Source organism: uncultured Roseibium sp., from assembly GCF_947499295.1.
GTDB lineage: Bacteria > Pseudomonadota > Alphaproteobacteria > Rhizobiales > Stappiaceae > Roseibium.
The window spans coordinates 144,628-165,083 of record NZ_CANMNP010000013.1 but is presented as its reverse complement, the minus strand read 5'-3'; the positions used below and the strand labels follow the sequence as shown (position 1 = coordinate 165,083).

The window sequence follows — 20,456 nt, the reverse complement described above, 5'->3', positions numbered from 1 at the left end:
GTCAGAAATCCCGCTCACTGACTACGGAGCCAGAGGTAGCGAAAGACTAACCGTGAGACCGCCTCCTGGTGTTTCCAAAAGTTCTAAACGTCCATCTGCGACCTCGACAATTGACTTGGCGGTTGGCAGACCTAATCCAAAGCCGGTTCCCTCCCGGATCCGGCGCGCAAAGTCTCCACGCTCAAATGGCTCCAGCAGGCGCTCGCGGTCATCGGCAGCAATACCCGGTCCGTGATCGACGAAATCGATCTGAACCCGGTCGCCAGTACACCAAGCGAGGATTTCTAATTCCGCTCCATATTGCAGCGCGTTGTCGATGAGATTGCAAAATGCGCGGCTCAGCTCACTGGCTCGCCCCATGACACTTAGCGAACCATCAAAACGAATCCTCAGGCCTCGTCCAGTGTCCGCATATTGATCCGCCAGTGTCTGCAGGAAACTGGGTAGATCGATCCGTTGCATCGGCTCCGCACTCTCACCATCACGCAAAAAGGTCAGTGCGGAGTCGATCTGCAACTCCATTTGCCTCAAGTCCTGCAAACTCCGTTCGCGAACCTCCTCATCTTCCAGAAGATCCAGACGCAATCGCAAACGCGTCAATGGCGTTCGCAAGTCGTGGCTGACTGCTGTCAGCATTCGGGTTCGAGTTTCCAGAAACGCATTGATACGCAACTGCATACGGTTGAAGGCACTGGCCGCAGCCCGCACTTCCTTCGGACCGCCCTCGCTGATTGGCACTGGAGACGTCGAAGCTTCACCAAAACGGCTAACCGAAGCGGCAAGGTCAGCAAGTGGACCGACAAGGCTGCGGGCAGCCCAGATCAGCAAGCCACACAGGGTAAGCGCCAAAAATCCGAAGAATAGATAGAACGGCGCTCCAAGAACCGACGGTGGCGGTCCTCGCGGTCCCCATTCTGCTGCCAATAGCGAACCGTCTTTCAGCCTGACAAAAACAAGCGGTGGCTTTTCCAGACCTCGCTCGTGAGGACCTAAAACGTGCTCGATGCGCATGCCGAACAGCGTGTCGCCCGTTATGAAGGGCCCGAAGCGTTCGCCTTCACTAGCGCCACCATAGTCACTCAGAACTGCATCATCTGCCCACGAAATCGCGACATCGGGCAGTTCCTGCTGCAGTGTTTGCAAAACCTCAGCGCGCTCGATCGGTGGCGTCTCGTTCAGTTTGGCAATTGCGACGCTAACCAGGTGACTGTTCATCACCGCGCTTGTGTTGTCGTAGGCTTGCTTAACAAACAGGAACGTAACAGCACCAATCAGAACCATGAAAACACCGGCGGCCGATAACAGCACCAGGATCTGATTCAACATGCTGTCCGGCCAGAGGCAATCAAACCTCAACTTCATCGCGCTCCACCGTAGCGACAAATTCATATCCCCCGGCCCTGACCGTTCGAATAAACTGATAAACGGCCCCACCGGCATCTAGCTTAGAGCGCAATCGGCTGACCAAAATGTCAATGTTCCGGCCGTTTGTTGCCCCAAACTGGCCAAGTGTCAGTTCAACAAGCTGTTCGCGGCTCAGCACCCGGCCGTTGCGTTCCACCAGAACCAAGAGCAGATTGAATTCAGCAGGCGTGACGGAAACGAGAGCTCCTTCACTGTTGTGAAGAGAACGCGAGCGGCAATCCATGCACCAGCCTTCGAAGTACAGTTTGCCGGTCGGCGGCTGTGCTGATCGCGTGCACAGTTCCATTCTTCGAAACAAGGCGCGCACCCGTGCGATCAACTCTCGCGGGTTGAACGGCTTGGGCACATAGTCATCTGCGCCAACTTCCAGTCCAACCACACGGTCAATGTCCTCATTCTTGGCAGAGACAATAATTATCGGCACGGCACTGGTCGCACGGAGCCGCCGGCAAATACTGATACCGTCTTCCCCGGGCAACATGAGATCGAGCAAGATCAGATCCACCCGATTGCTCGCCAGCAATCGGTCCATTTCCGCTCCGTCTTGCGCCAGCGTCACCTTGAATTCGTTGGCAACGAAATGCCGTTTGATGAGGAGTCCGATTTCCGAATCATCCTCGACAATCAGGATGTGTGGAGGTTTGTGCATGGCTGGACCTTAGGTCTTCTCCTGTGTGAATTGCAGCTCCCTTTCAAGGTTAATGTCCGTGAAAAGTGTTTCCCAATGTTTCTGTCAAGAATGTTGGAAACAGGCCGAAATCAGCCCCGCCTCAAGGTTAAGACGGCGTTAACATTTTCAGCAGCACCGTCGCTTAAGCAATGGCTTAAACACCTATTTAGGAGCTGAATGAAGATGCAGATCGGTTCAACGCCCATGATGCCGCCAGGTCCGTCTCCCAGAGATCAGGCGGTCGCAAGCCTGGAAGCACAGGTTGAAGCAGGTGAAATCACTGCCGATGACCAGGACGCCATGCTGGAAGCTTTGGATGCCATGCATGCTGAGCGAATGGAGAATGGGCCTCCACCACCCAACAGTACACGCCCCACCAAAGAAGAAATTCAGGCAAATTTTGAAAGCATGCTTGACGATCAGATTGAAGCCGGGACCATCGACCAGGACCAGGCCGAGCACCTGCTGGAAATGTTCGAGGAAGGTGAGATCGGGCGACCTCCAGGGGCCAAAGAGCCACCTCCGGGTGAAAACGGCAGCGCCATGATGGAAGAATTGATGTCCGCTATCTTGACGCAAATGCAAAGCAGCTCTGCCTACGATGGATCCGGCGATCAATCCGACACCGATGTCACATCGCTGCTTGCAGACTACACAGCTTAGCCGTCTGGAATGTCTGACGCACGCCCCACATTTGCGCGGTCAGACTAGGTCTCCCGATCAACTGTATTCGTGCCAAGAACTCGAATACACTTTGCCTAGCTGGTTCGGGACACCGGCCGGTCATCTTCGGGTGGCCGGTTTTTCCTTGGTCAATCCCCTATTTTGAGAGGCATCGCCAAACAAACGTGCTCGGAAAATATGTCGCTGCTCAATACAGCGCTGAACACAGACGAACCCAGAGACACACAGCCGGAACACCCATCAATGCCTCTCGACAAAACTGTCGATGACTTTTTTCATGCCGGCCTTCTCAAAATCGATGGTCAACTTGTTTCCCTCGATCGATTTAATCGCGCCATAGCCAAACTTGATATGAAAGACCCGCTCGCCAGTGGAGTATTCTGACGGTGTTTCGCTGACAGATTTCGCCACCAGCTCCCCTTCTATGGTCAATGGTCCCTGGCGCTTCATGCGAGCGGATTTATAGCCGCGTCCACCACCTTCTGAAAAACCATCTGAGTTCTGCTTGGCCCGCTGTGCACGCTGCCAACCGGGCGTCGAATAGCTGCCGCGCTCGAAAGGGTCATTGCTGTCAAAACGCGACGGGCCATAGCCTCCACCCGCATACCCGCCATAATTTGAAGACGGTTCGGCAATTTCGACGTGATCGGGTGGCAATTCGTCCAGGAACCTGGACGGCACCGTGGATTGCCACAATCCGTGAATCCGGCGATTGGAGGCAAAGTAGATCTTTGCCCGCTTCTTGGCGCGGGTGATGCCGACATAGGCAAGCCTGCGCTCCTCCTCAAGCCCTGCCCGGCCACTCTCGTCGAGGGCACGCTGGTGGGGGAAGAGGCCTTCTTCCCATCCCGGCAAGAACACTGTGTCGAACTCGAGCCCCTTGGCCGAGTGCAGTGTCATGATGGAAACGGCGTCACTCGCATCCGCACTGTCCCGATCCATGACCAGCGAGATATGTTCCAGAAAACCACTGAGAGACTCAAATTCGTCCATGGAACGAACTAGTTCTTTTAAGTTGTCGAGCCTGCCAGGCGCCTCGGCCGACCGGTCCTGACGCCACATTTCAGTATAGCCGCTCTCGTCCAGAATGATTTCGGCAAGCTCGGTGTGTTTGATCTGCTCAAGCTGGTGCCGCCAACGCTCGAAATTATCGAGCACATTTTTTAGTGCATTGCGGGGCTTCGGCCTCAGCTCTTCTGTGTCGATCAATTGCGCTGCAGCCTGCATCAAAGGAATGCGTTCCGCGCGGGCAAGACCATGGACAAGTTTGAGCGTGGCATCACCCAGCCCACGCTTTGGCGTATTGACGATACGTTCGAATGCCAAGTCGTCCGCCGGCTGGGCAACGCACCGGAAATAGGCCATGGCATCGCGGATCTCCATACGTTCATAGAACCGCGGACCGCCAATCACCCGATAATTCAGCCCCAGGGTTACAAAACGATCTTCAAATTCGCGCATCTGGAAGGAAGCGCGGACAAGCACCGCCATTTGATTGAGCACGTGCCCTTTGGACTGCAACGCTTCAACTTCGTCACCGATGGTGCGGGCTTCTTCTTCTGAATCCCAAACGGAAGCGACCGAAACCAGATCATGATCCGGCTCGTTGAAATCAGTGAAAAGCGTTTTGCCGAGTCGCCCTTCGTTGTAGGAAATGAGATGGGACGCCGCAGCCAGAATATGACTGGTCGACCGGTAATTTCGCTCAAGTCGAATAACCTCGGCGCCTTTGAAATCATGTTCAAAGCGCAAAATGTTATCAACTTCGGCCCCGCGCCAGCCATATATCGACTGGTCGTCATCACCTACGCAGCAAACATTCGGGTTTCCCTGTGCCAACAATCGCAACCAGAGATACTGCGCAATGTTCGTGTCCTGGTATTCATCAACCAGCATGTAGCGAAACCGGCGCTGATATTCCTTCAGGACATCCGGACGGGTCTTGAAGAGCGTGATGACATGCAACAGGAGATCGCCAAAATCAGCGGCATTGAGGATCGACAAGCGTTCTTGATACTCCTCATAGAGCCTGCGCCCCTTGCCGTTGGCAAAAGCGCGCGCTTCGCCTTCGGGAATGTCTGCAGGACCAAGCGCACGGTTCTTCCAGCCATCGAGCATTCCGGCAAAGGCGCGGGCTGTCCAACGCTTGTCATCAAGGCCTTCCGCCTGAATGATCTGTTTGATCAACCGGATCTGATCGTCCGTGTCGAGAATGGAAAAGCTGGATTTCAGTCCGACAAGTTCAGCGTGTTTTCGCAGGACTTTGACGCAGATGGAGTGGAAAGTCCCGAGCCAGGCCATGCCTTCCACATTGCCACCGACAAAACCCGCAATACGCTCTTTCATTTCCCGTGCCGCTTTGTTGGTGAACGTGACGGCCAGAATTTCGGAAGGGCGCGCGAGACCCGTTGCAAGAATATGGGCTATTCGTGTGGTCAGCACCCGCGTTTTGCCAGTTCCGGCACCCGCCAGCACAAGCAACGGACCTTCCGTTGTCTCGACAGCAAGCCGCTGCTCCGGATTGAGACCTGTCAGGTAATCGGGCGCCTGACGTGCCGCCATGGCGCGGGCTGCGATCCCACCCGCGGGTCTTGCAGGTGCTGCTGCGGGTTCAGCCTTCGTGCCAATCGGCTGAAAGGGATCATCAAACGGATCGTCATACCCGTCAGGGTCTGCCATGATTTTTGGTCCGATTACATAAAAATGTTCATAGAGAACAATATAGCAACAAAATGAACGTGGCGAGGCAGAAGATAAGGATTTCGTGGGGACAAGATAAACCAGCGAACCAGCTTGGAATATGGGTTTGGCAGGTTGGCCCCAAAGGACAGCTGCCTGTCTCACGATGGTCAGAGGCAAATCTCAGGAGAGCGTCAAAACCAAGGCAGTTTCCGGGACACCCTTCGTTCAGCTTCGTTGCAGCTGCAATGGTATCCATGAACATGACCAGAAAAAATGAAAGCGGGGCAGTATCAAGGGACTGCCCCGCTTCAATCGACTATTCGCTGTCGGTCAGGCCGCTTCTTCTTCTTCACGAACCTCGTTGAGGAACTCCCCGACAGCGTCGGAGAGATCATTGGCAACCAGACCCAACTGTTCAGCGGATTGGCTCAGTGTTTCCGACTTCTGGCGTGTCTGATCAATTGAACCGGAGACACCGGCAACGTTGCTTGCCGCCGCGGAAGCGCCATCGGAAGCAAAGGTGATGCTTTGCGTAATCTCGCTTGTCGCAGCGTTCTGTTCATCGACGGAAGCAGAAATCGTCTCGGTCACACCGCGCACTTCCTCGATTTTCTCAACGATGTCACGGATTGCGGCAACCGATTTCTGGGTCGACCCCTGAATGCCGGATATCTGGCTGGCGATCTCATCGGTCGCCCTCGCTGTTTGGGTGGAAAGCTCTTTCACTTCCGCAGCCACAACCGCAAACCCTTTTCCGGCTTCACCTGCGCGTGCAGCCTCGATAGTCGCATTCAGAGCCAGCAGATTTGTCTGCTCGGCAATGGCGCGAATGATCTCGACGACTTCGCCGATCTTGTCGGCCGTTTCCGCCAGGATGGAGATATCCTTGTCGGCCGCGACCGCCGTTTCAGAAGCGGACGCTGAGATCTGCATGGCCGTTCCGGCCTGGCGGGAAATCTCGCCGATAGACGCCGACAGTTCAGCCGCAGCAGAAGCAACCGTCTGAACATTTGTGGTTGCCTCTTCCGTTGCCGAATTGGCGGCACGAGCACTTTCGTCGGCATGAAGGGCAATTGTCAGCATTTCACCGGCACTGTCCTGAACACCTCTGGTCTCGCCGGAAAGCTGTTCCTGGATACTCGTCACAGATGTCTCGAAATGCCGGATCGCATTCTCCAGCTGTGTCCGTCGCTCGCGGCGCTTAACACGATCAACTTCCGCAGCTTCTTCAAGTTCCTGCTGACGGATCAGCTTTTCGCGAAAGACTTCGGAAGCCCGCGCAATATCACCAATCTCATCAGGACGATCCGTGTCAGAGATTGAGATTTCCAGATTGCCATCGGCCAGTTCGGTGATGCCATCTCGTTGACGACCCAGCATTTTCGTAACTGCCATAACCTGACAAACGACGAGCGCCAGCGTCACTGCAACGAAACCAACGGCAACCGCCGCAAGGACGAAGATCTCGGAATTCAGTCGGGACGAATCGGCGTCGGCAGCCGCTTCGGCACGGTGAATGAAATCGTTGGAAACCGTTTTCATCAGGTTCAGGCGTTCCGTCGCCTTGGCAAACCAAGCGGCGCCTTCAATGCCTTTCGCGTCCTTGGTTGCCGGCAAGTCGTGAATAACCTTCCGCCATGCAAGCGTTTCGTCAACCGACGCACCTTTTACTGTGTTTTCCCAAAGTGCTTTTTGCTTTTTTGTCGCGATTGATGCGAACTCCTTCAGGAAGGCTTTCTCGCCACCATAGTGGGTGATGACGGATTTGTAGGTCTGAAGATTAACTTCTCCGGAAAGATTGAACTCGTTCAGCAGAGCTGCGCCCGTTGCCCTTTCCAGGCCGCCGGATTCCATGGCTTCCACAACCGTCAGATAGGCAAGTAATTCGGTGGTAATTTCGGCTGATGGGCTGGATTCCGTCGTGATGCCAATCACATGGATCAACTTATGGACTTCGTAGGTGTAATTCTTGACCACATCGCCAGCCGTGAACTGTTTCGCATCAACGGCCTGCCGGAATGAGTCGGTCTTGTGCACTTTTTCCGCGACATGCTGAAGATCAGCAAGCAACGCTTCGTCACTGAGACTAATCGCGGCGAGATGATCGTCAAACGTCTTCAGAGCATCGTCGGATTTGGGCCGCTGTGCATCAAGTCTGGCGCGAGCGGCTGGATCATAATCCGACTTGATGAGCGCAACGCTCATACCCCGTTCTTTTTGAAGCTCGTGAATGAGATTGCCGGCATCTTCGGCAATCCGGGTCAGCGGTCTCATGAACTCATGATGCGCCAATTCGACAGACTTTTCATAAACACTCAAAGCCGCGAAACCGACCACGGCGAGCATCGGAACAATCGCAAGGAGCCCGATTTGCACCTTAATGCGCTTCATCATCGCATCCCCTCCAGAACAAAATTACGTTCCATAAAAGTGGAGGGAGCGCGTTACTTGTTACTTAACGTCAATCGCAAACTTGGCATTTTCCGACGCAAAAAATTTCATTCGCCAAGCGAATCAATTTCAGGTGGTAGTCTCAATTTTTCTGCCCCTGTCATAAGTGCCAATACGTATATCACCGGACCCGGAAACGTTTGCCCTGTTGTGTCATTTCCAGGAGGATTCTCTAGGCGCGAATTCACACCAATTTTGCCCTTTGAGACTGCCAATGGTCAGCAAGCACACAATGCGAAAAATCCGCATTGCGCCAAATTGAGCCTCAAGGCAGGTCTTGTGTTCCGCAATGAATTGACTGACCGAATATGAGCACCTTCGCCTACATGCCGACGAGATCAAACCAGTCATCCTCAGAGATGACCTCCACATCCAGATCCTGCGCCTTCTTCAGCTTGGAGCCAGCTCCAGGACCTGCCACCACAAGATCGGTTTTTTTCGAGACCGAGCCCGATACCTTTGCCGCAAAGCGCTCGGCCATCGCTTTGGCTTCCTCCCGGGTCATACGCTCCAGAGAGCCGGTAAAGACAACAGTCTTTCCGGCGACAGGTGATCCTGTGGCATCGATCTTTTCAGCCTCTTTGGGCCTTACCTCTTCCAGCAAAGCGTCGAGCTGTGCACGGTTTCTCTGTTCTGCAAAAAACTCCACCAGCGCGTCTGCAACAATATGCCCAATGCCATCAATGTCATTCAGATCGGCAAAGGCTTCTCCTGAAGTGTCATGAGCTGCCTGCATGGCGTCGAAGAACGCCTGCCACGACCCATAGGCTCTTGCCAGTAATTTGCCGTTCCCCTCGCCCACATGCCGGATACCAAGTGCGAAGATAAAACGGTGCAGGTCAATATCCCGGCGCGCATTGATCGCTTCGAAAAGGTTCTTGGCCGACAGGGCTCCCCAGCCCTCCCTGTTGCGCAATTTGGTCAGTGACCGCTTGTCCCGTTCTTCCAATGTGAAGATATCCGCGGGGCTCATCACCAGACCATCCTGGTAAAAGGCATCGACCTGCTTGTCACCGAAACCTTCAATGTCGAAGGCATTTCGTGAAACGAAGTGTTTCAGCTTCTCTGTTGCCTGAGCCGGGCAGATAAGCCCTCCGGTGCAACGCCGAACCGCATCTACCCGGCCTGTCTTTTCATTTACTTCGCGCACCGCATGACTGCCGCAGGAAGGACAAACAGTCGGAAATTCAAACGCAACCGCGTCAACGGGGCGCTTTTCGAGGTCAATATCGACAATCTGGGGGATCACGTCACCCGCGCGCTGGATCTTGACCGTATCGCCGATCCGCAGGTCCTTGCCATCGCGGAGGGGTTCCCCATCCTGGCCGATGCCTTTGATATAGTCTTCGTTGTGCAAAGTCGCGTTGGAGACAACAACGCCTCCAACTGTAATGGGCTCCAGCTTGGCAACCGGTGTCAGTGCACCGGTTCGGCCAACCTGAATTTCGATATCATTCAGTACAGTGAATGCCTGCTCGGCAGGAAACTTGTGTGCAATTGCCCATCTGGGCGAACGGGACACAAACCCAAGCCGTTCCTGCAGATCGAGCCGGTCGACTTTGTAAACGACACCATCGATATCATAGTCGAGCCGCGCGCGGTTTTCCTCAATGCCATGGTAGACACCGAGAAGCTCCTCAACGGTTTCGCATCGTTTCATCAAGGGGTTGATCTGAAAGCCCCAGTCCTTGAGCCGGCCAACCATGCCGAATTGTGTTTCGGCAGGCATCGCACTCATCTCGCCCCAGGCATAGGCAAAGAAACGCAAGGGCCTGGACGCCGTTATTTCAGACTTCAACTGGCGCAAAGAACCGGCAGCCGCATTACGCGGATTGGCAAAAACCTTGCCGCCATTGGCCGCCATGCGCTCATTCAAGGCCTGAAAATCCTTGTGCGCCATATAGACTTCGCCCCGGATCTCAACAATCTCCGGGACCTTGCCTGCAAGCGTTTGCGGAATGTCCTTTATGGTTCTCGCATTGGCAGTGACATTCTCGCCTGTCGTGCCGTCGCCGCGTGTTGCTGCATAGACAAGATCACCGTTCTCAAAACGCAGCGACAGGGACAAGCCGTCGATCTTCGGTTCAGCCGTAACACCAAGGACACCCTGATGCGGATCGAACTTCAAAAACCGCCGGACCCGACCCACGAAATCACGCACATCATCGTCGTTGAAGGCATTGTCCAATGACAACATCGGCACACGATGGGCAATCTTGCCGAACCCGGACGCGGGTGCCGCCCCCACTTGGGTGGAGGGTCCATCTGCAACGGCGAGATCCGGAAATCGTTCCTCAATCGCTGTATTCCGTCTGCGCAATGCATCATAGTCCGCATCGGAAATAGTTGGAGCATCTTCCTGGTGATATCTGCGGTCATGTTCGGCAATTTCCGCTGCCAGCCGCTTCAGCTCGAGCGTGGCCTGATCCGGTGACAGCGCATCGATATCGAGTGTGGAGGTCTCAACGGGGTCTGCCATGAGCGTCTCTCTATTCCGCAACTGTCAGGAGTTTACGGGCCGCGGCCCTTGCTTCTTCGGTAATGACGCTGCCCGCCAACATGCGAGCGATTTCCTCGCTGCGATGGTCATCATCAATTCGTTGCACGCGGGTCGCCACCCTGTCCGGTTTGGCAGCCTCCTTGGCGATCAGGAAATGTCCCTCGGCACGCGCAGCAACCTGTGGCGCATGCGTGACCGTCAGCACCTGAACGGTACTGGCAAGCCGCGCCAGGCGAACCCCAATCGCCTCGGCAACGGCCCCCCCGACACCAGTGTCGATCTCATCAAAGACAAGCGTTGGAGCAGAGCCCTTGTCCGCAAGACACACTTTCAGGGCCAGAAGGAACCGCGACAGTTCACCGCCGGAAGCAACTTTCATCATCGGACCGGGTTTGGTACCGGGATTGGTCTGGACGTGAAACTCCAGCTGATCGGTGCCGGTTCTGCCTCGGGCTTCGGGTTCGCTCTGCATTTCAACGATAAAGCGGGCACGCTCCAGCTTCAGATCCGGCAATTCTTGCTCAACAGCCTTCTCCAGCGCCTTTGCCGCCTTTCGCCGCTTTTGCGACAGGGACGCTGCTTTCTTGTCGTAGCTCGACTGGGCCTTTGCCGATGCATCGACCAGGGCTGCCAACTTGTCTTCACCGGCATCAAGGTCTGCAAGATCGGCGACCATCCGGTCGCAGAGGGCCGGAAGCTCCTCGACAGTTACCGAGTACTTTCTGGACGCAGCGCGCAGTGCAAACAATCGCTCTTCCACGCTTTCCAGCTCGCGTGGGTCGAATTCCGTTTCACGCAAAGCGCTTTCAAGTCCGCCGCGCGTTTCTTCAAGTTGATCCAATGCTTCGGAGAGCGATCGAACCGGCTGCCCCAACAGCCTCGGCAACTGGTCAACCTTGCGCTCAAGGCGCCTGAGCAGGCTTGCCAGTTCCGGGATAGGAGACGCAGATCCGTTCAGCGTCTCGAAAGCTTCGTTGAGATCACCAGCGATCTTCTCCACCTGCATCATGTCTGTGCGGCGTTCTGCCAGTTGCTGTTCTTCGCCAGGCTCCGGCTTCAACTGCAACAATTCATCAACGGAAGATCGCAGATAGTCTGCCTCTTTGCGCGCAGCCTCAATACGTTGCTCATGTTCGGTTACCGCTCTCGCAGCGGCCCGATAGGCAGAATAGGCCGCAGAAATACCTTCTGCATCGGCCGTCAAGCCGCCAAAGAGGTCGATCAGCGAACGGTGGCTATCTGGATCGACAAGCGCCCGATCATCATGCTGACCGTGTATTTCGACGAGCAGGCTTCCGGCCTGTCTCAAGAGGCCCGCGCTGACCGGCTGATCGTTGACAAAGGCACGGGTTCGCCCATCCGCTGTCTGTATGCGTCTCAGGATCACGTCGCCGTCGTCATCGACATCATTTGATCGCAAGAATTCGCGTACCGGATGAGCGCCGGCTACGTCAAAGACCGCCGTCACCTGACCCTGGGCTTCACCATGACGGACAAGATCCGCGTCTCCGCGCGCCCCAAGCGCAAGTGACAGAGAATCCAGCAAAATTGACTTACCGGCACCGGTCTCGCCTGTAAGAACAGACATTCCAGCCGTAAAATCAAGATCAAGACGGTCAATGAGAACGATGTCACGGATAGACAGCGTGACCAGCATGAAGGGTCGCTCCTAAAAGTTCGGCGCGGCCCACCATATAGGAGGACCGCGCCGTCTTGCCAGAGCCTTGTTAAGGCATTTCAACTTGATTTTAGCGGTTGCAGACTAGACCGAGCGGAATGCGCGGCTGATCCAGCTTCCACTGTCTTCTGTCGGCTCGTAGCCACCCTTGTTGAGAAGCGAGAACGCATCCTTGTACCACTGTGTATCCGGGTAGTTGTGCCCCAGGACAGCGGCAGCGGTTTGTGCCTCGCTGACAACACCGAGCGCATAATAGGCCTCGGTCAGCCGGAACAGTGCTTCTTCAACATGCCGGGTCGTCTGGTAGTCCACGACAACCGTTTTAAAGCGATTGATGGCAGCAATGTAGTTGCGCTTTTTCAGATAGTAGCGCCCGACCTGCATTTCCTTGCCGCCAAGCTGGTCTTTCACGATGCGCAGCTTCTTTTCCGCGTCCGGAACATACTCTGAATCCGGATAACGCTGGATCAACTCGTTAAAGGCCGCGGCAGACTTTCTGGTGACAGCTTGATCGCGCGTGATGTCGGGCATCTGCCGGAAATAACTCTGACCCGCCAGATAGAGCATATAGGCCGAATCTTGATCACCCGGATAAAGCGTCACGAAGCGTTTGGCTGCTGTAACGGTTTCCGTATATTTGCCGCGCGAATAATTCAGGAATGCCAGGTTCACCAGCGATTTCTTGGAATATTCGGAATAGGGGTAAAGCTTGTCCAGCTCCTCGAACTTCTGCGTTGAATCGCCAAGTTTCCCCTGAGAGCGGAGAGCAAGTCCTTCGTTGAAGAGAACTTCTGGCGGGGTGTCGTTCAGAGCAAGTTCGTCAAGGTCGTCCTTGCCGCCGCACGCAACCAGGGCAACCGGCAATGCCAGTACGCTCATTCTGAGAAACAATTGCATTCGCTTGGTCCCGTTCCAAGCGAAACCAGTGTCCATTCCGTTCACACCCATACTCCCGGGCTCATTCGCCCATCCGGCCATATTCCTGCGTCGACAGCAGTGTTTAGCGGAAATCGCATGTCCCCGTCACGCCTTCATCGGCCATCTGACGGTTTTTTTGAGCTTTTTTATGGCAAGGTGCCTTATTTGATCAGTTTTTCCGCCAAATAAAAAGGACCGCTTCAATGAAGCGGCCCGTAACTTACGATCAATCTTGTCAGGATACGTCCGGGCCGAAAGCGACTGCTGCGGCCAATCCGCCGTTGTCAACCTGACCGACCTGCCTGAAGGCCGGCGACTCCACGACCTCGAAAGAGCTCGGATCTTCGAACAATTTGACCAAAATGGCGTGGTTCATCTTGTGGCCGCCCTTGTAGGAGCGGTAGAGACCTAGAATCGGCAAGCCTGCAAGAGCAAGATCGCCAACTGCATCAAGCGCCTTGTGACGGGCAAACTCGTCCGGCCAGCGCGTGCCTTCCGGGTTGAGAACCTTGTCTTCGGCGATCGCGACGGAATTCTCCAGGGAAGAACCGAGCGCAAAACCCATTTTCCAGAGCTGCTCGACATCCTTGACGTTGCCGAATGTACGAGCCCGGGACAACTCGTCACGGAACACACCCGGTGTCATGTCGGCACAGAATTCCTGGCGCCCAATTAAAGGCGTGTCGAAGTCGATGGTAATGTCGAACTTCGTGCCTTCATAAGGATGCAGTTCACACCAGGCGCTGCCGGTGTCCACACGAACGGCCTTCTTGACTTTCAGGTAACGGCGACCGCGATCCAGCCGCTTGACGCCCACCTGTTCGATGGCTTCCACGAAGACGGCACTGCTGCCGTCCATGATCGGCATTTCCGGGCCGTCGATTTCAACAATCAAATTGTCGACACCCATGCCAAAAAGCGCAGCCATGATGTGCTCAACCGTGGAGATCCCATCCTTGGAAGGATCGCCGAGAACGGTGCAAAGGGCAGTAGCGGAAACCTTGTCCCAGCGAGCTGGAACCTCGACACTGTCATCTTGATCTGTACGGGTGAAAACAATTCCGACACCGGCTTCGGCCGGTATCAAGGTAATCGAGGCGGGCTTGCCTGAATGAACACCGATACCGGTCAACGTCACTTGTTCTGCAAGTGTCGTTTGTCGGTCTACATAAGCGGTCATAAGCCCCTACCCTTCCAGTGTGTGATCTGGACAGCCGCAAAATCCCCTATCGGGCTCTACGAACTTTTAACGATCACAAGTTGGGGGCAAGATAGTCGCGAACCAGCTATGAACGAAATAAAGCTTTATTACGCTTTGTAACGATCCACAGACCTGCAAATCACTGATCTAAAAGCGGAAATCAATTCCGTTACGGAAACAGCCCGAAGCGTGAGCTCCGGGCTGTTGCGATCAGGGAAGGAGATCGCGTTTCGAATCAGTTGGCTTGGCGGCGCAGGAACGCCGGAATTTCCAACTGCTCGTCTTCTGAGGCGGCAACCGGCTTGGGCGCAGCGCGTCCGGTGCCGTCAAGTTGACCCGTCGCCCCTTGCGCGGCAGGCCTTTGTTGCGGCGCACGCGGTGCTGGCTGAAGAGCAGGCTGCATCTGCGGAGCCGGACGCGCGGCCTGAGGCGCGTTCAGTTCCTGTTCCTGGTCTTCCTCGTCTTCCCGGCGGCCAAGACCGCTGGCAAGGCGTCGCAACAGCCCCATTGGCCGCCTGTCTTCCTCACCACTGTCATCGAACTGCGCGGTGGGAGCGGCAGGTTGAGACGGCGCGGGTTGCTGAGCCGCAGTTTGCGGTGCCGGCGCCTCTGTGTGCTGTGCCCGGATTTCACGCTGAGCGATCGGCGGGAAATCTTCAACGCGCGGCATGCGCGGTGCAGGGCTGTGTTCTTCCGCTGCGGGCGGAATATAGGGCTTGCTGACCGGAGCATCCTCGACGACGCGCGTAGGCGTTTCGTCTTCGATGTCCATCATCGGTGACTTGTTTGCCAGACCCGAAGCGACTGGCTGCACCTTCTTGATCTCAACAGCCGGGTCGCTGGCAACGGATACCGGTGTCGGCTCAGGGATCGCAAGTTCCTTTTCAAGATTTGCGACTGCTTTTGCGGCGGCATCTGCGGTGATTTGCTTCGCAGCTGCCGGCTTGGGCGTTGCGATTTCAGCGATCTGTGCAGGAGCCGCAGACTTCAAAGACTGTGCTGCTGACGCGGGAAACGGATCGGCGGCTGCGCCTTCCTCCCGATCAATTCCGGTAGCAACCACGGACACCCGGATGATACCATCAAGCGTCTCGTCGAATGTCGCGCCAAGGATGATGTTTGCGTCTGAATCGACTTCTTCACGAATGCGGGTTGCAGCTTCGTCCACCTCGAACAGGGTAAGATCGTTACCGCCTGTGATCGAGATGAGCAGACCCTTGGCACCCTTCATGGATGATTCATCCAGAAGCGGGTTCGCAATCGCGGCTTCGGCAGCCTGTTGCGCGCGCTTCTCGCCGCTGGCTTCACCGGTGCCCATCATCGCTTTGCCCATACCGCGCATCACGGACCGGACGTCAGCAAAATCAAGATTGATCAGGCCTTCCTTCACCATCAGATCGGTGATGCAGGCAACCCCGGAATAAAGGACCTGATCGGCCATGGCAAAGGCGTCCGCGAAGGTCGTCTGTGCGTTGGCGATCCGGAACAGGTTCTGGTTCGGAATAACGATCAGCGTGTCGACATTGCGCTGCAGTTCATCAATGCCGCTGTCGGCAATGCGCATGCGACGGGCGCCTTCGAACTGGAACGGTTTTGTGACAACACCAACTGTCAGGATGCCCTGCTCGCGTGCTGCGCGGGCAATAACGGGCGCAGCGCCAGTACCGGTGCCACCGCCCATTCCGGCGGTGATGAACACCATGTGCGATCCAGACAGATGATCGTTGATTTCGTCGATCACTTCTTCGGCCGCGGCTGAGCCGACTTCCGGCTGAGAGCCTGCACCAAGACCTTCCGTTACAGCTACGCCCATCTGGACGAGGCGATCGGACTGGTTCATGGCAAGTGCTTGGGCATCCGTGTTGGCGCAAACAAAGTCGCACCCCTGGAGACCTGCAGTGATCATGTTATTGACGGCGTTTCCGCCCGCGCCGCCGACGCCGAAGACCGTAATTCGCGGCTTCAGCTCCTGAATGTCGGGCATCTTCAGGTTGATGGTCATATTATCCTCGCGACCCACTGGCGCCCCCGCTACGGGAGAACCCTCTTCTTCCCTAATTTCATCTGCCATGTTCGGCAGCTCCGTTTCCTGGTTCTCGTCTTCTTGGCTCATGTCGTCAGAAGCTTTCCCTGATCCACTGACCGACACGGGCCAGATAACCAGATTGCCCGCCCCACCCGGATCGACGGCTCTTGTGCTCGAACTGTTCGATCTGGGCGACTTGCGGATAAATCAAGAGGCCTACCGCGGCAGCAAATGCCGGGCCTTTGGCAGCCTCGGGAAGACCGGCGACGCCTAATGGCCGGCCAAGACGGACGTTGCGCCCCAGGATGTGACGCGCAACTTCTCCTAGACCCGTGAGCTGACTTGCGCCCCCTGTCAGAACGATCTGCTTGCCCACCCTTCCGGCAAAACCGGAGGCCGTAAGCCGATCCCTCACGAGTTCAAGGATTTCTTCCACGCGCGGACGAATGACTCTTGTCAACGCCGAACGCGGAATCTGGTTTGGCAAGTCGCTGTCACTTTCCAGCGGCGGGACCGTAAGCAGATCACGATCATCAGAGCTGGACGCCAGCGGCGAGCCATAAAGTGTTTTCAAGCGCTCCGCATCCTGAAGACGCGTTGCAAATGCACGTGCGATATCTGTTGTCACATGGTTGCCGCCAACGGCAATCGCATCCAGGTGCACCATGTGACCGTCGACAAAGACAGAAAGCGTTGTTGTGCCACCACCCATGTCGATGCAGGCAACGCCAAGTTCGGCCTCGTCATCGACAATTGTGGACAGGCCACTGGCAAACGGTGTTGCTACCATGGTTTCCACATGAAGATGACCGCGATTGATGCAAAGCTCGAGATTGCGGACAGGCGGCACTTCTGCTGTGACCACCTGCATTTCCACACCAAGCTTGTGGCCCATCATGCCGCGCGGATCACGAATTCCACGGCTGCCGTCGAGCGAATAGGAAATCGGCAAAGCGTGCGTAACCGCACGGCCTTCTGTCACCGAATGGCTGGAACCTGCAGAAAGCACGCGTTGAATGTCGGCCTCAGAGACGCTGTCACCAGCCAGCGGCACACCCGCGCTGTAGATCTCGCTCTGCAAACGGCCGCAACTGATATTTGCTATCAGGGATTCAACGGTTACACCGGCCATACGCTCTGCGCTGTCAACTGCGAGACGGATTGCCTGCTCGGCAGCATCCATATCGACGACGACACCCGACTTGATGCCGCGCGAACGCTGATAGCCATATCCCAGCACTTCCACCTTGTGGGACCGGCTCGACAGGATCGCCTTGTCTTCCTGCGGGATCAATTTGGCAATCAGGCAGCAGACCTTGGTCGACCCGACGTCAAGAACAGACATAACAACAGCCCGTCTGCTCGGCAGCGGCCGCATTTTCGGAAGGTAGAGATTTGAAGAGGAACGGCTCATGTATCCCGCTCCCTCTTCTTTGATCCGCCTTCGCCACCGGTCATGATATTCCGTTCTTCGGCAGCCTCATCCGACAAACGGACAGTGACCCTGTCGCCAAGGCGCATGTCGATGGCCACAATATCCCGCGACAAGAGCCCGTTCTCATCATCCATCTTCACAAGGTCTGCCAGAGCCGCATCAATATTCTGCTCCGGTAGCCGGATCGAAATACCGTTTTCAAGTTGAAGATCCCAACGACGATCACTGATCAGGAATGCAGCACGAACACGCGGCCGCAGCTCCGGCACATTTTCAAGGGCCTTGTTAATTTCGACAGCCCTTCGCTGCGCACCATGATTGACGACCAGCAACAGATTCGCATAGCGCCCGTCGACATCGTCGGTGATGACGTCACCTGATTCGTTTACGATCGATACCAGATCGCCACGTTGCCAGAGAGCATATGGCACTCTCTCTTCGATCTTGATTTGAAGTGTGCTCGGATAAAATTTCATCACCGAAGCGTTCTTCACCCAAGCCATGTCGTTCAAACGCTCGCGGGCCCCGGCAGCATCGAACAGTGCCAGAGATGTCCCTTCGTGAATTTCGAGCGCTTCGAGGATTTGAAATTCGTTGATTTCACGCTGACCGGAAAGCTTGACCGCTTCGATCCCGAAGCCGGCTGCAGACAGCAGCGTGTCGGAAACAATGCGCCCGTGCCCTCCTATGACTATTCCATAACCAATTGTTAAGGTTAAGAAACCCAGAGCAGCTGCGGACCCCGTCCAGCGAGGAAGATCGGCGAGACGCCCCGCGGATCGCCACACAGGCTGGCGATGCAAACGCGCGACACCGCGCCCGCGCGGAGCCAGTTCGGCTTCCAGCGGGGTCAGTAGGTCCCGGTTATTTTTTCGCCCTAGCGACAGCAACTTGCGTCCTCAACCATCCAACTGACCAGGTCTTTGAAACTCATTCCCTTGTGCGCCGCCATTTCCGGAACAAGAGATGTGGGCGTCATGCCTGGTTGCGTGTTCACTTCAAGGCAGATCAGTTCTCCGCTTCCGTCTTCGCGCTCGTCGAATCGGAAATCGGCCCGGGAAACACCTCGGCATCCCAAAGCCTGATGCGCCTTAACCGCTAGTGTCTCTATGGTTTGGTAAACAATCGGTGAAATTTTTGCAGGAAGAATGTGTTTTGAACCGCCTTCTACATATTTTGCATCGTAATCGTAGAAGCCGTGCCCCATTGGAATGATATCAATGACCCCAAGGGGGGTATCGTCCCTGACCGCGCAGGTAAGTTCCCGTCCTTCAATGAACCGCTCGCACATCAGAACATCGGGATAAGGCCAGTCCGTCCGGCTCAGCTCCTGAGGCGGAAACTCTTGATCTTCCTTGATAATCAGCACTCCGAAGCTGGAGCCCTCATTGATCGGCTTTAGCACGTATGGCGGATCCATCGGGTGTTCGCGCTGGATCTTGTGCCGGTTCACGACAATGTGTTCGGTCACCGGAATTCCGGCGGCTCCCATCACTGCTTTGGCCTTCACTTTGTTCATCGCAAGGCTTGAAGCCATCACACCGGAATGCGTGTAGGGGATGTTAAGAAATTCTAAAATTCCCTGAATGCACCCATCCTCACCGAACGGTCCGTGAAGCGCATTGAAGGCCACATCGGGCTGCAGTTTCTTCAATACGGCAGAGACATTCCGGTCGACATCGACACGGGTAACTTTGTAGCCCGCCTCTTCCAGAGCATCGGCGCAGTCTTTTCCGCTGGAAAGGGAAACCGGCCGTTCATTGACCCATCCACCCATCAATACGGCGACGTGTTTCTTAGCCATCTACGCGGCCTCCCCTTCTTGTCCAAGGAACGGCTTGATGGCACCCTTCGCGCCAAACTGACCGAGACGTTTGATTTCCCATTCCAGCTTTATGCCGCTGTGTGCCAGCACCCTCGCCCGCACCGTTTCGCCCAGAAGTTCCAGGTCGTGTCCGGTTGCCGAGCCTGTGTTGATCATGAAATTGCAGTGCATTTCTGACATTTGCGCGCCGCCGATCGTCAGACCCCGGCAGCCAGCCGCATCAACTTCCTTCCAGGCCGAAGTCCCCGGTGGGTTCTTGAAAGTCGATCCGCCTGTCTTTTCTCGGATAGGCTGGGCTTTTTCCCGATGGGCCACGACTTCAGCCATTTCCTCGCGAATGGCGTTTTCGTCCTGTGGAATACCCTCGAAGACTGCAGAGGTGAAAATCAGGTCTCCGGAAGCCGCTGAATGACGATACGCGTACCCCATTTCCGGATTGCTCAACACCACCTTCTTTCCGTCTCGGTCGATTGCGGTCAGCTCAACCATGCGTTCGCGCGTTTCGGTGCCATGCGCACCCGCATTCATCCGGAGTGCGCCGCCAAGCCCGCCAGGAATGCCGGTGTAAAATGCAAAACCACCCAACCCAGCTGTCGCCGCAGCTTCAGCCAGACGCTTGTCCGGAACAGCGGCCCCTGCGCGCAGACGGTTTCCACCCGCCGTGTCAATCGAACCGAAGCCCTTGGCACTCAACCTCACAACCACACCCTCAAGGCCTCCGTCGCGGATCAGCAGGTTTGAACCAAGACCGACGGGCAGCACCGCAATGTCGCGCGGCAGCTTCGTCAAAAAAACGGCCAGATCGTCTTCATCTGCAGGCTGGAACATCAGCTGCGCCGGTCCCCCTGTCCGGAACCAGGTCACTGCGGAGAGCGGCTGGTTGGCCGTAAGCCTGCCGCGAACACCCTCTTCAAGTTCCGGGTAGAGCTGAAGCAGATCGGGAAACGACATTTCTGTCTCC

General features: G+C 55.9%; 14 protein-coding genes. 1 reads left to right on the top strand and 13 read right to left on the bottom strand.

The genetic code is table 11. The annotated features are described in order from the left end of the window. Window positions 1–21 precede the first annotated feature (21 nt). Window positions 22–1,326 carry a HAMP domain-containing sensor histidine kinase gene (locus tag Q0835_RS19630; RefSeq protein WP_298963857.1) on the bottom strand — a complete coding sequence of 435 codons (1,305 nt, stop codon included), beginning with the start codon at window positions 1,324–1,326 and terminating at the stop codon, window positions 22–24. 19 nt (window positions 1,327–1,345) lie between these two features. Continuing rightward, window positions 1,346–2,074 (bottom strand): response regulator transcription factor, encoded by a 729-nt coding sequence (locus Q0835_RS19625; protein WP_298822174.1) that lies wholly within the window; start codon window positions 2,072–2,074, stop codon window positions 1,346–1,348. A gap of 198 nt (window positions 2,075–2,272) precedes the next feature. Between Q0835_RS19625 and Q0835_RS19620 the strand changes: the two genes are divergently transcribed. Beyond that, entirely contained in the window at window positions 2,273–2,758 is a 486-nt protein-coding gene (locus tag Q0835_RS19620; protein WP_298963856.1) for a hypothetical protein, read from the top strand. Window positions 2,759–3,019: 261 nt separating this feature from the next. Here Q0835_RS19620 and Q0835_RS19615 read toward each other — a convergent pair whose 3' ends face one another. The 11 genes from Q0835_RS19615 to murB form a co-directional block, all read right to left on the bottom strand. After that, window positions 3,020–5,458 (bottom strand): UvrD-helicase domain-containing protein, encoded by a 2,439-nt coding sequence (locus tag Q0835_RS19615; protein WP_298963854.1) that lies wholly within the window; start codon window positions 5,456–5,458, stop codon window positions 3,020–3,022. A gap of 333 nt (window positions 5,459–5,791) precedes the next feature. Continuing rightward, a complete protein-coding gene (locus Q0835_RS19610) occupies window positions 5,792–7,855 on the bottom strand; it encodes a nitrate- and nitrite sensing domain-containing protein (RefSeq protein ID WP_298963853.1) in 2,064 nt (687 codons plus the stop codon). Window positions 7,856–8,234: 379 nt separating this feature from the next. Continuing rightward, complete coding sequence (ligA, locus tag Q0835_RS19605; RefSeq protein WP_298963852.1) at window positions 8,235–10,391, bottom strand: NAD-dependent DNA ligase LigA; 2,157 nt, start codon at window positions 10,389–10,391, stop codon at window positions 8,235–8,237. 10 nt (window positions 10,392–10,401) lie between these two features. Beyond that, window positions 10,402–12,069 (bottom strand): DNA repair protein RecN, encoded by a 1,668-nt coding sequence (recN, locus tag Q0835_RS19600; protein ID WP_298963851.1) that lies wholly within the window; start codon window positions 12,067–12,069, stop codon window positions 10,402–10,404. A 105-nt stretch (window positions 12,070–12,174) separates the two neighbouring features. Then, a complete protein-coding gene (locus Q0835_RS19595; RefSeq protein WP_298821317.1) occupies window positions 12,175–12,987 on the bottom strand; it encodes an outer membrane protein assembly factor BamD in 813 nt (270 codons plus the stop codon). Window positions 12,988–13,243: 256 nt separating this feature from the next. Next, window positions 13,244–14,188 carry a UDP-3-O-acyl-N-acetylglucosamine deacetylase gene (gene lpxC / locus Q0835_RS19590; protein WP_298821319.1) on the bottom strand — a complete coding sequence of 315 codons (945 nt, stop codon included), beginning with the start codon at window positions 14,186–14,188 and terminating at the stop codon, window positions 13,244–13,246. A 256-nt stretch (window positions 14,189–14,444) separates the two neighbouring features. Next, window positions 14,445–16,211 (bottom strand): cell division protein FtsZ, encoded by a 1,767-nt coding sequence (gene ftsZ, locus Q0835_RS19585; RefSeq protein WP_298821448.1) that lies wholly within the window; start codon window positions 16,209–16,211, stop codon window positions 14,445–14,447. Window positions 16,212–16,326: 115 nt separating this feature from the next. Continuing rightward, window positions 16,327–17,649 (bottom strand): cell division protein FtsA, encoded by a 1,323-nt coding sequence (gene ftsA / locus Q0835_RS19580; RefSeq protein ID WP_298821321.1) that lies wholly within the window; start codon window positions 17,647–17,649, stop codon window positions 16,327–16,329. After that, a complete protein-coding gene (locus tag Q0835_RS19575; protein ID WP_298963850.1) occupies window positions 17,646–18,560 on the bottom strand; it encodes a cell division protein FtsQ/DivIB in 915 nt (304 codons plus the stop codon). Before Q0835_RS19575 ends, ftsA begins: the two co-directional genes overlap by 4 nt. Beyond that, entirely contained in the window at window positions 18,548–19,474 is a 927-nt protein-coding gene (locus Q0835_RS19570) for a D-alanine--D-alanine ligase (RefSeq protein WP_298963849.1), read from the bottom strand. Before Q0835_RS19570 ends, Q0835_RS19575 begins: the two co-directional genes overlap by 13 nt. Beyond that, window positions 19,475–20,446 (bottom strand): UDP-N-acetylmuramate dehydrogenase, encoded by a 972-nt coding sequence (murB, locus tag Q0835_RS19565; RefSeq protein ID WP_298821327.1) that lies wholly within the window; start codon window positions 20,444–20,446, stop codon window positions 19,475–19,477. Between the last annotated feature and the right edge of the window lie 10 nt (window positions 20,447–20,456).

What these genes read in the sequence shown, in the direction of transcription:
- Q0835_RS19630 (WP_298963857.1), bottom strand. Translation starts at nt 1,326, where the DNA reads ATGTTGAATCAGATCCTGGTGCTGTTATCGGCCGCCGGTGTTTTCATG.
- Q0835_RS19625 (WP_298822174.1), bottom strand. Translation starts at nt 2,074, where the DNA reads ATGCACAAACCTCCACACATCCTGATTGTCGAGGATGATTCGGAAATC.
- Q0835_RS19620 (WP_298963856.1), top strand. Translation starts at nt 2,273, where the DNA reads ATGAAGATGCAGATCGGTTCAACGCCCATGATGCCGCCAGGTCCGTCT.
- Q0835_RS19615 (WP_298963854.1), bottom strand. Translation starts at nt 5,458, where the DNA reads ATGGCAGACCCTGACGGGTATGACGATCCGTTTGATGATCCCTTTCAG.
- Q0835_RS19610 (WP_298963853.1), bottom strand. Translation starts at nt 7,855, where the DNA reads ATGATGAAGCGCATTAAGGTGCAAATCGGGCTCCTTGCGATTGTTCCG.
- ligA (WP_298963852.1), bottom strand. Translation starts at nt 10,391, where the DNA reads ATGGCAGACCCCGTTGAGACCTCCACACTCGATATCGATGCGCTGTCA.
- recN (WP_298963851.1), bottom strand. Translation starts at nt 12,069, where the DNA reads ATGCTGGTCACGCTGTCTATCCGTGACATCGTTCTCATTGACCGTCTT.
- Q0835_RS19595 (WP_298821317.1), bottom strand. Translation starts at nt 12,987, where the DNA reads ATGCAATTGTTTCTCAGAATGAGCGTACTGGCATTGCCGGTTGCCCTG.
- lpxC (WP_298821319.1), bottom strand. Translation starts at nt 14,188, where the DNA reads ATGACCGCTTATGTAGACCGACAAACGACACTTGCAGAACAAGTGACG.
- ftsZ (WP_298821448.1), bottom strand. Translation starts at nt 16,211, where the DNA reads ATGACCATCAACCTGAAGATGCCCGACATTCAGGAGCTGAAGCCGCGA.
- ftsA (WP_298821321.1), bottom strand. Translation starts at nt 17,649, where the DNA reads ATGAGCCGTTCCTCTTCAAATCTCTACCTTCCGAAAATGCGGCCGCTG.
- Q0835_RS19570 (WP_298963849.1), bottom strand. Translation starts at nt 19,474, where the DNA reads ATGGCTAAGAAACACGTCGCCGTATTGATGGGTGGATGGGTCAATGAA.
- murB (WP_298821327.1), bottom strand. Translation starts at nt 20,446, where the DNA reads ATGTCGTTTCCCGATCTGCTTCAGCTCTACCCGGAACTTGAAGAGGGT.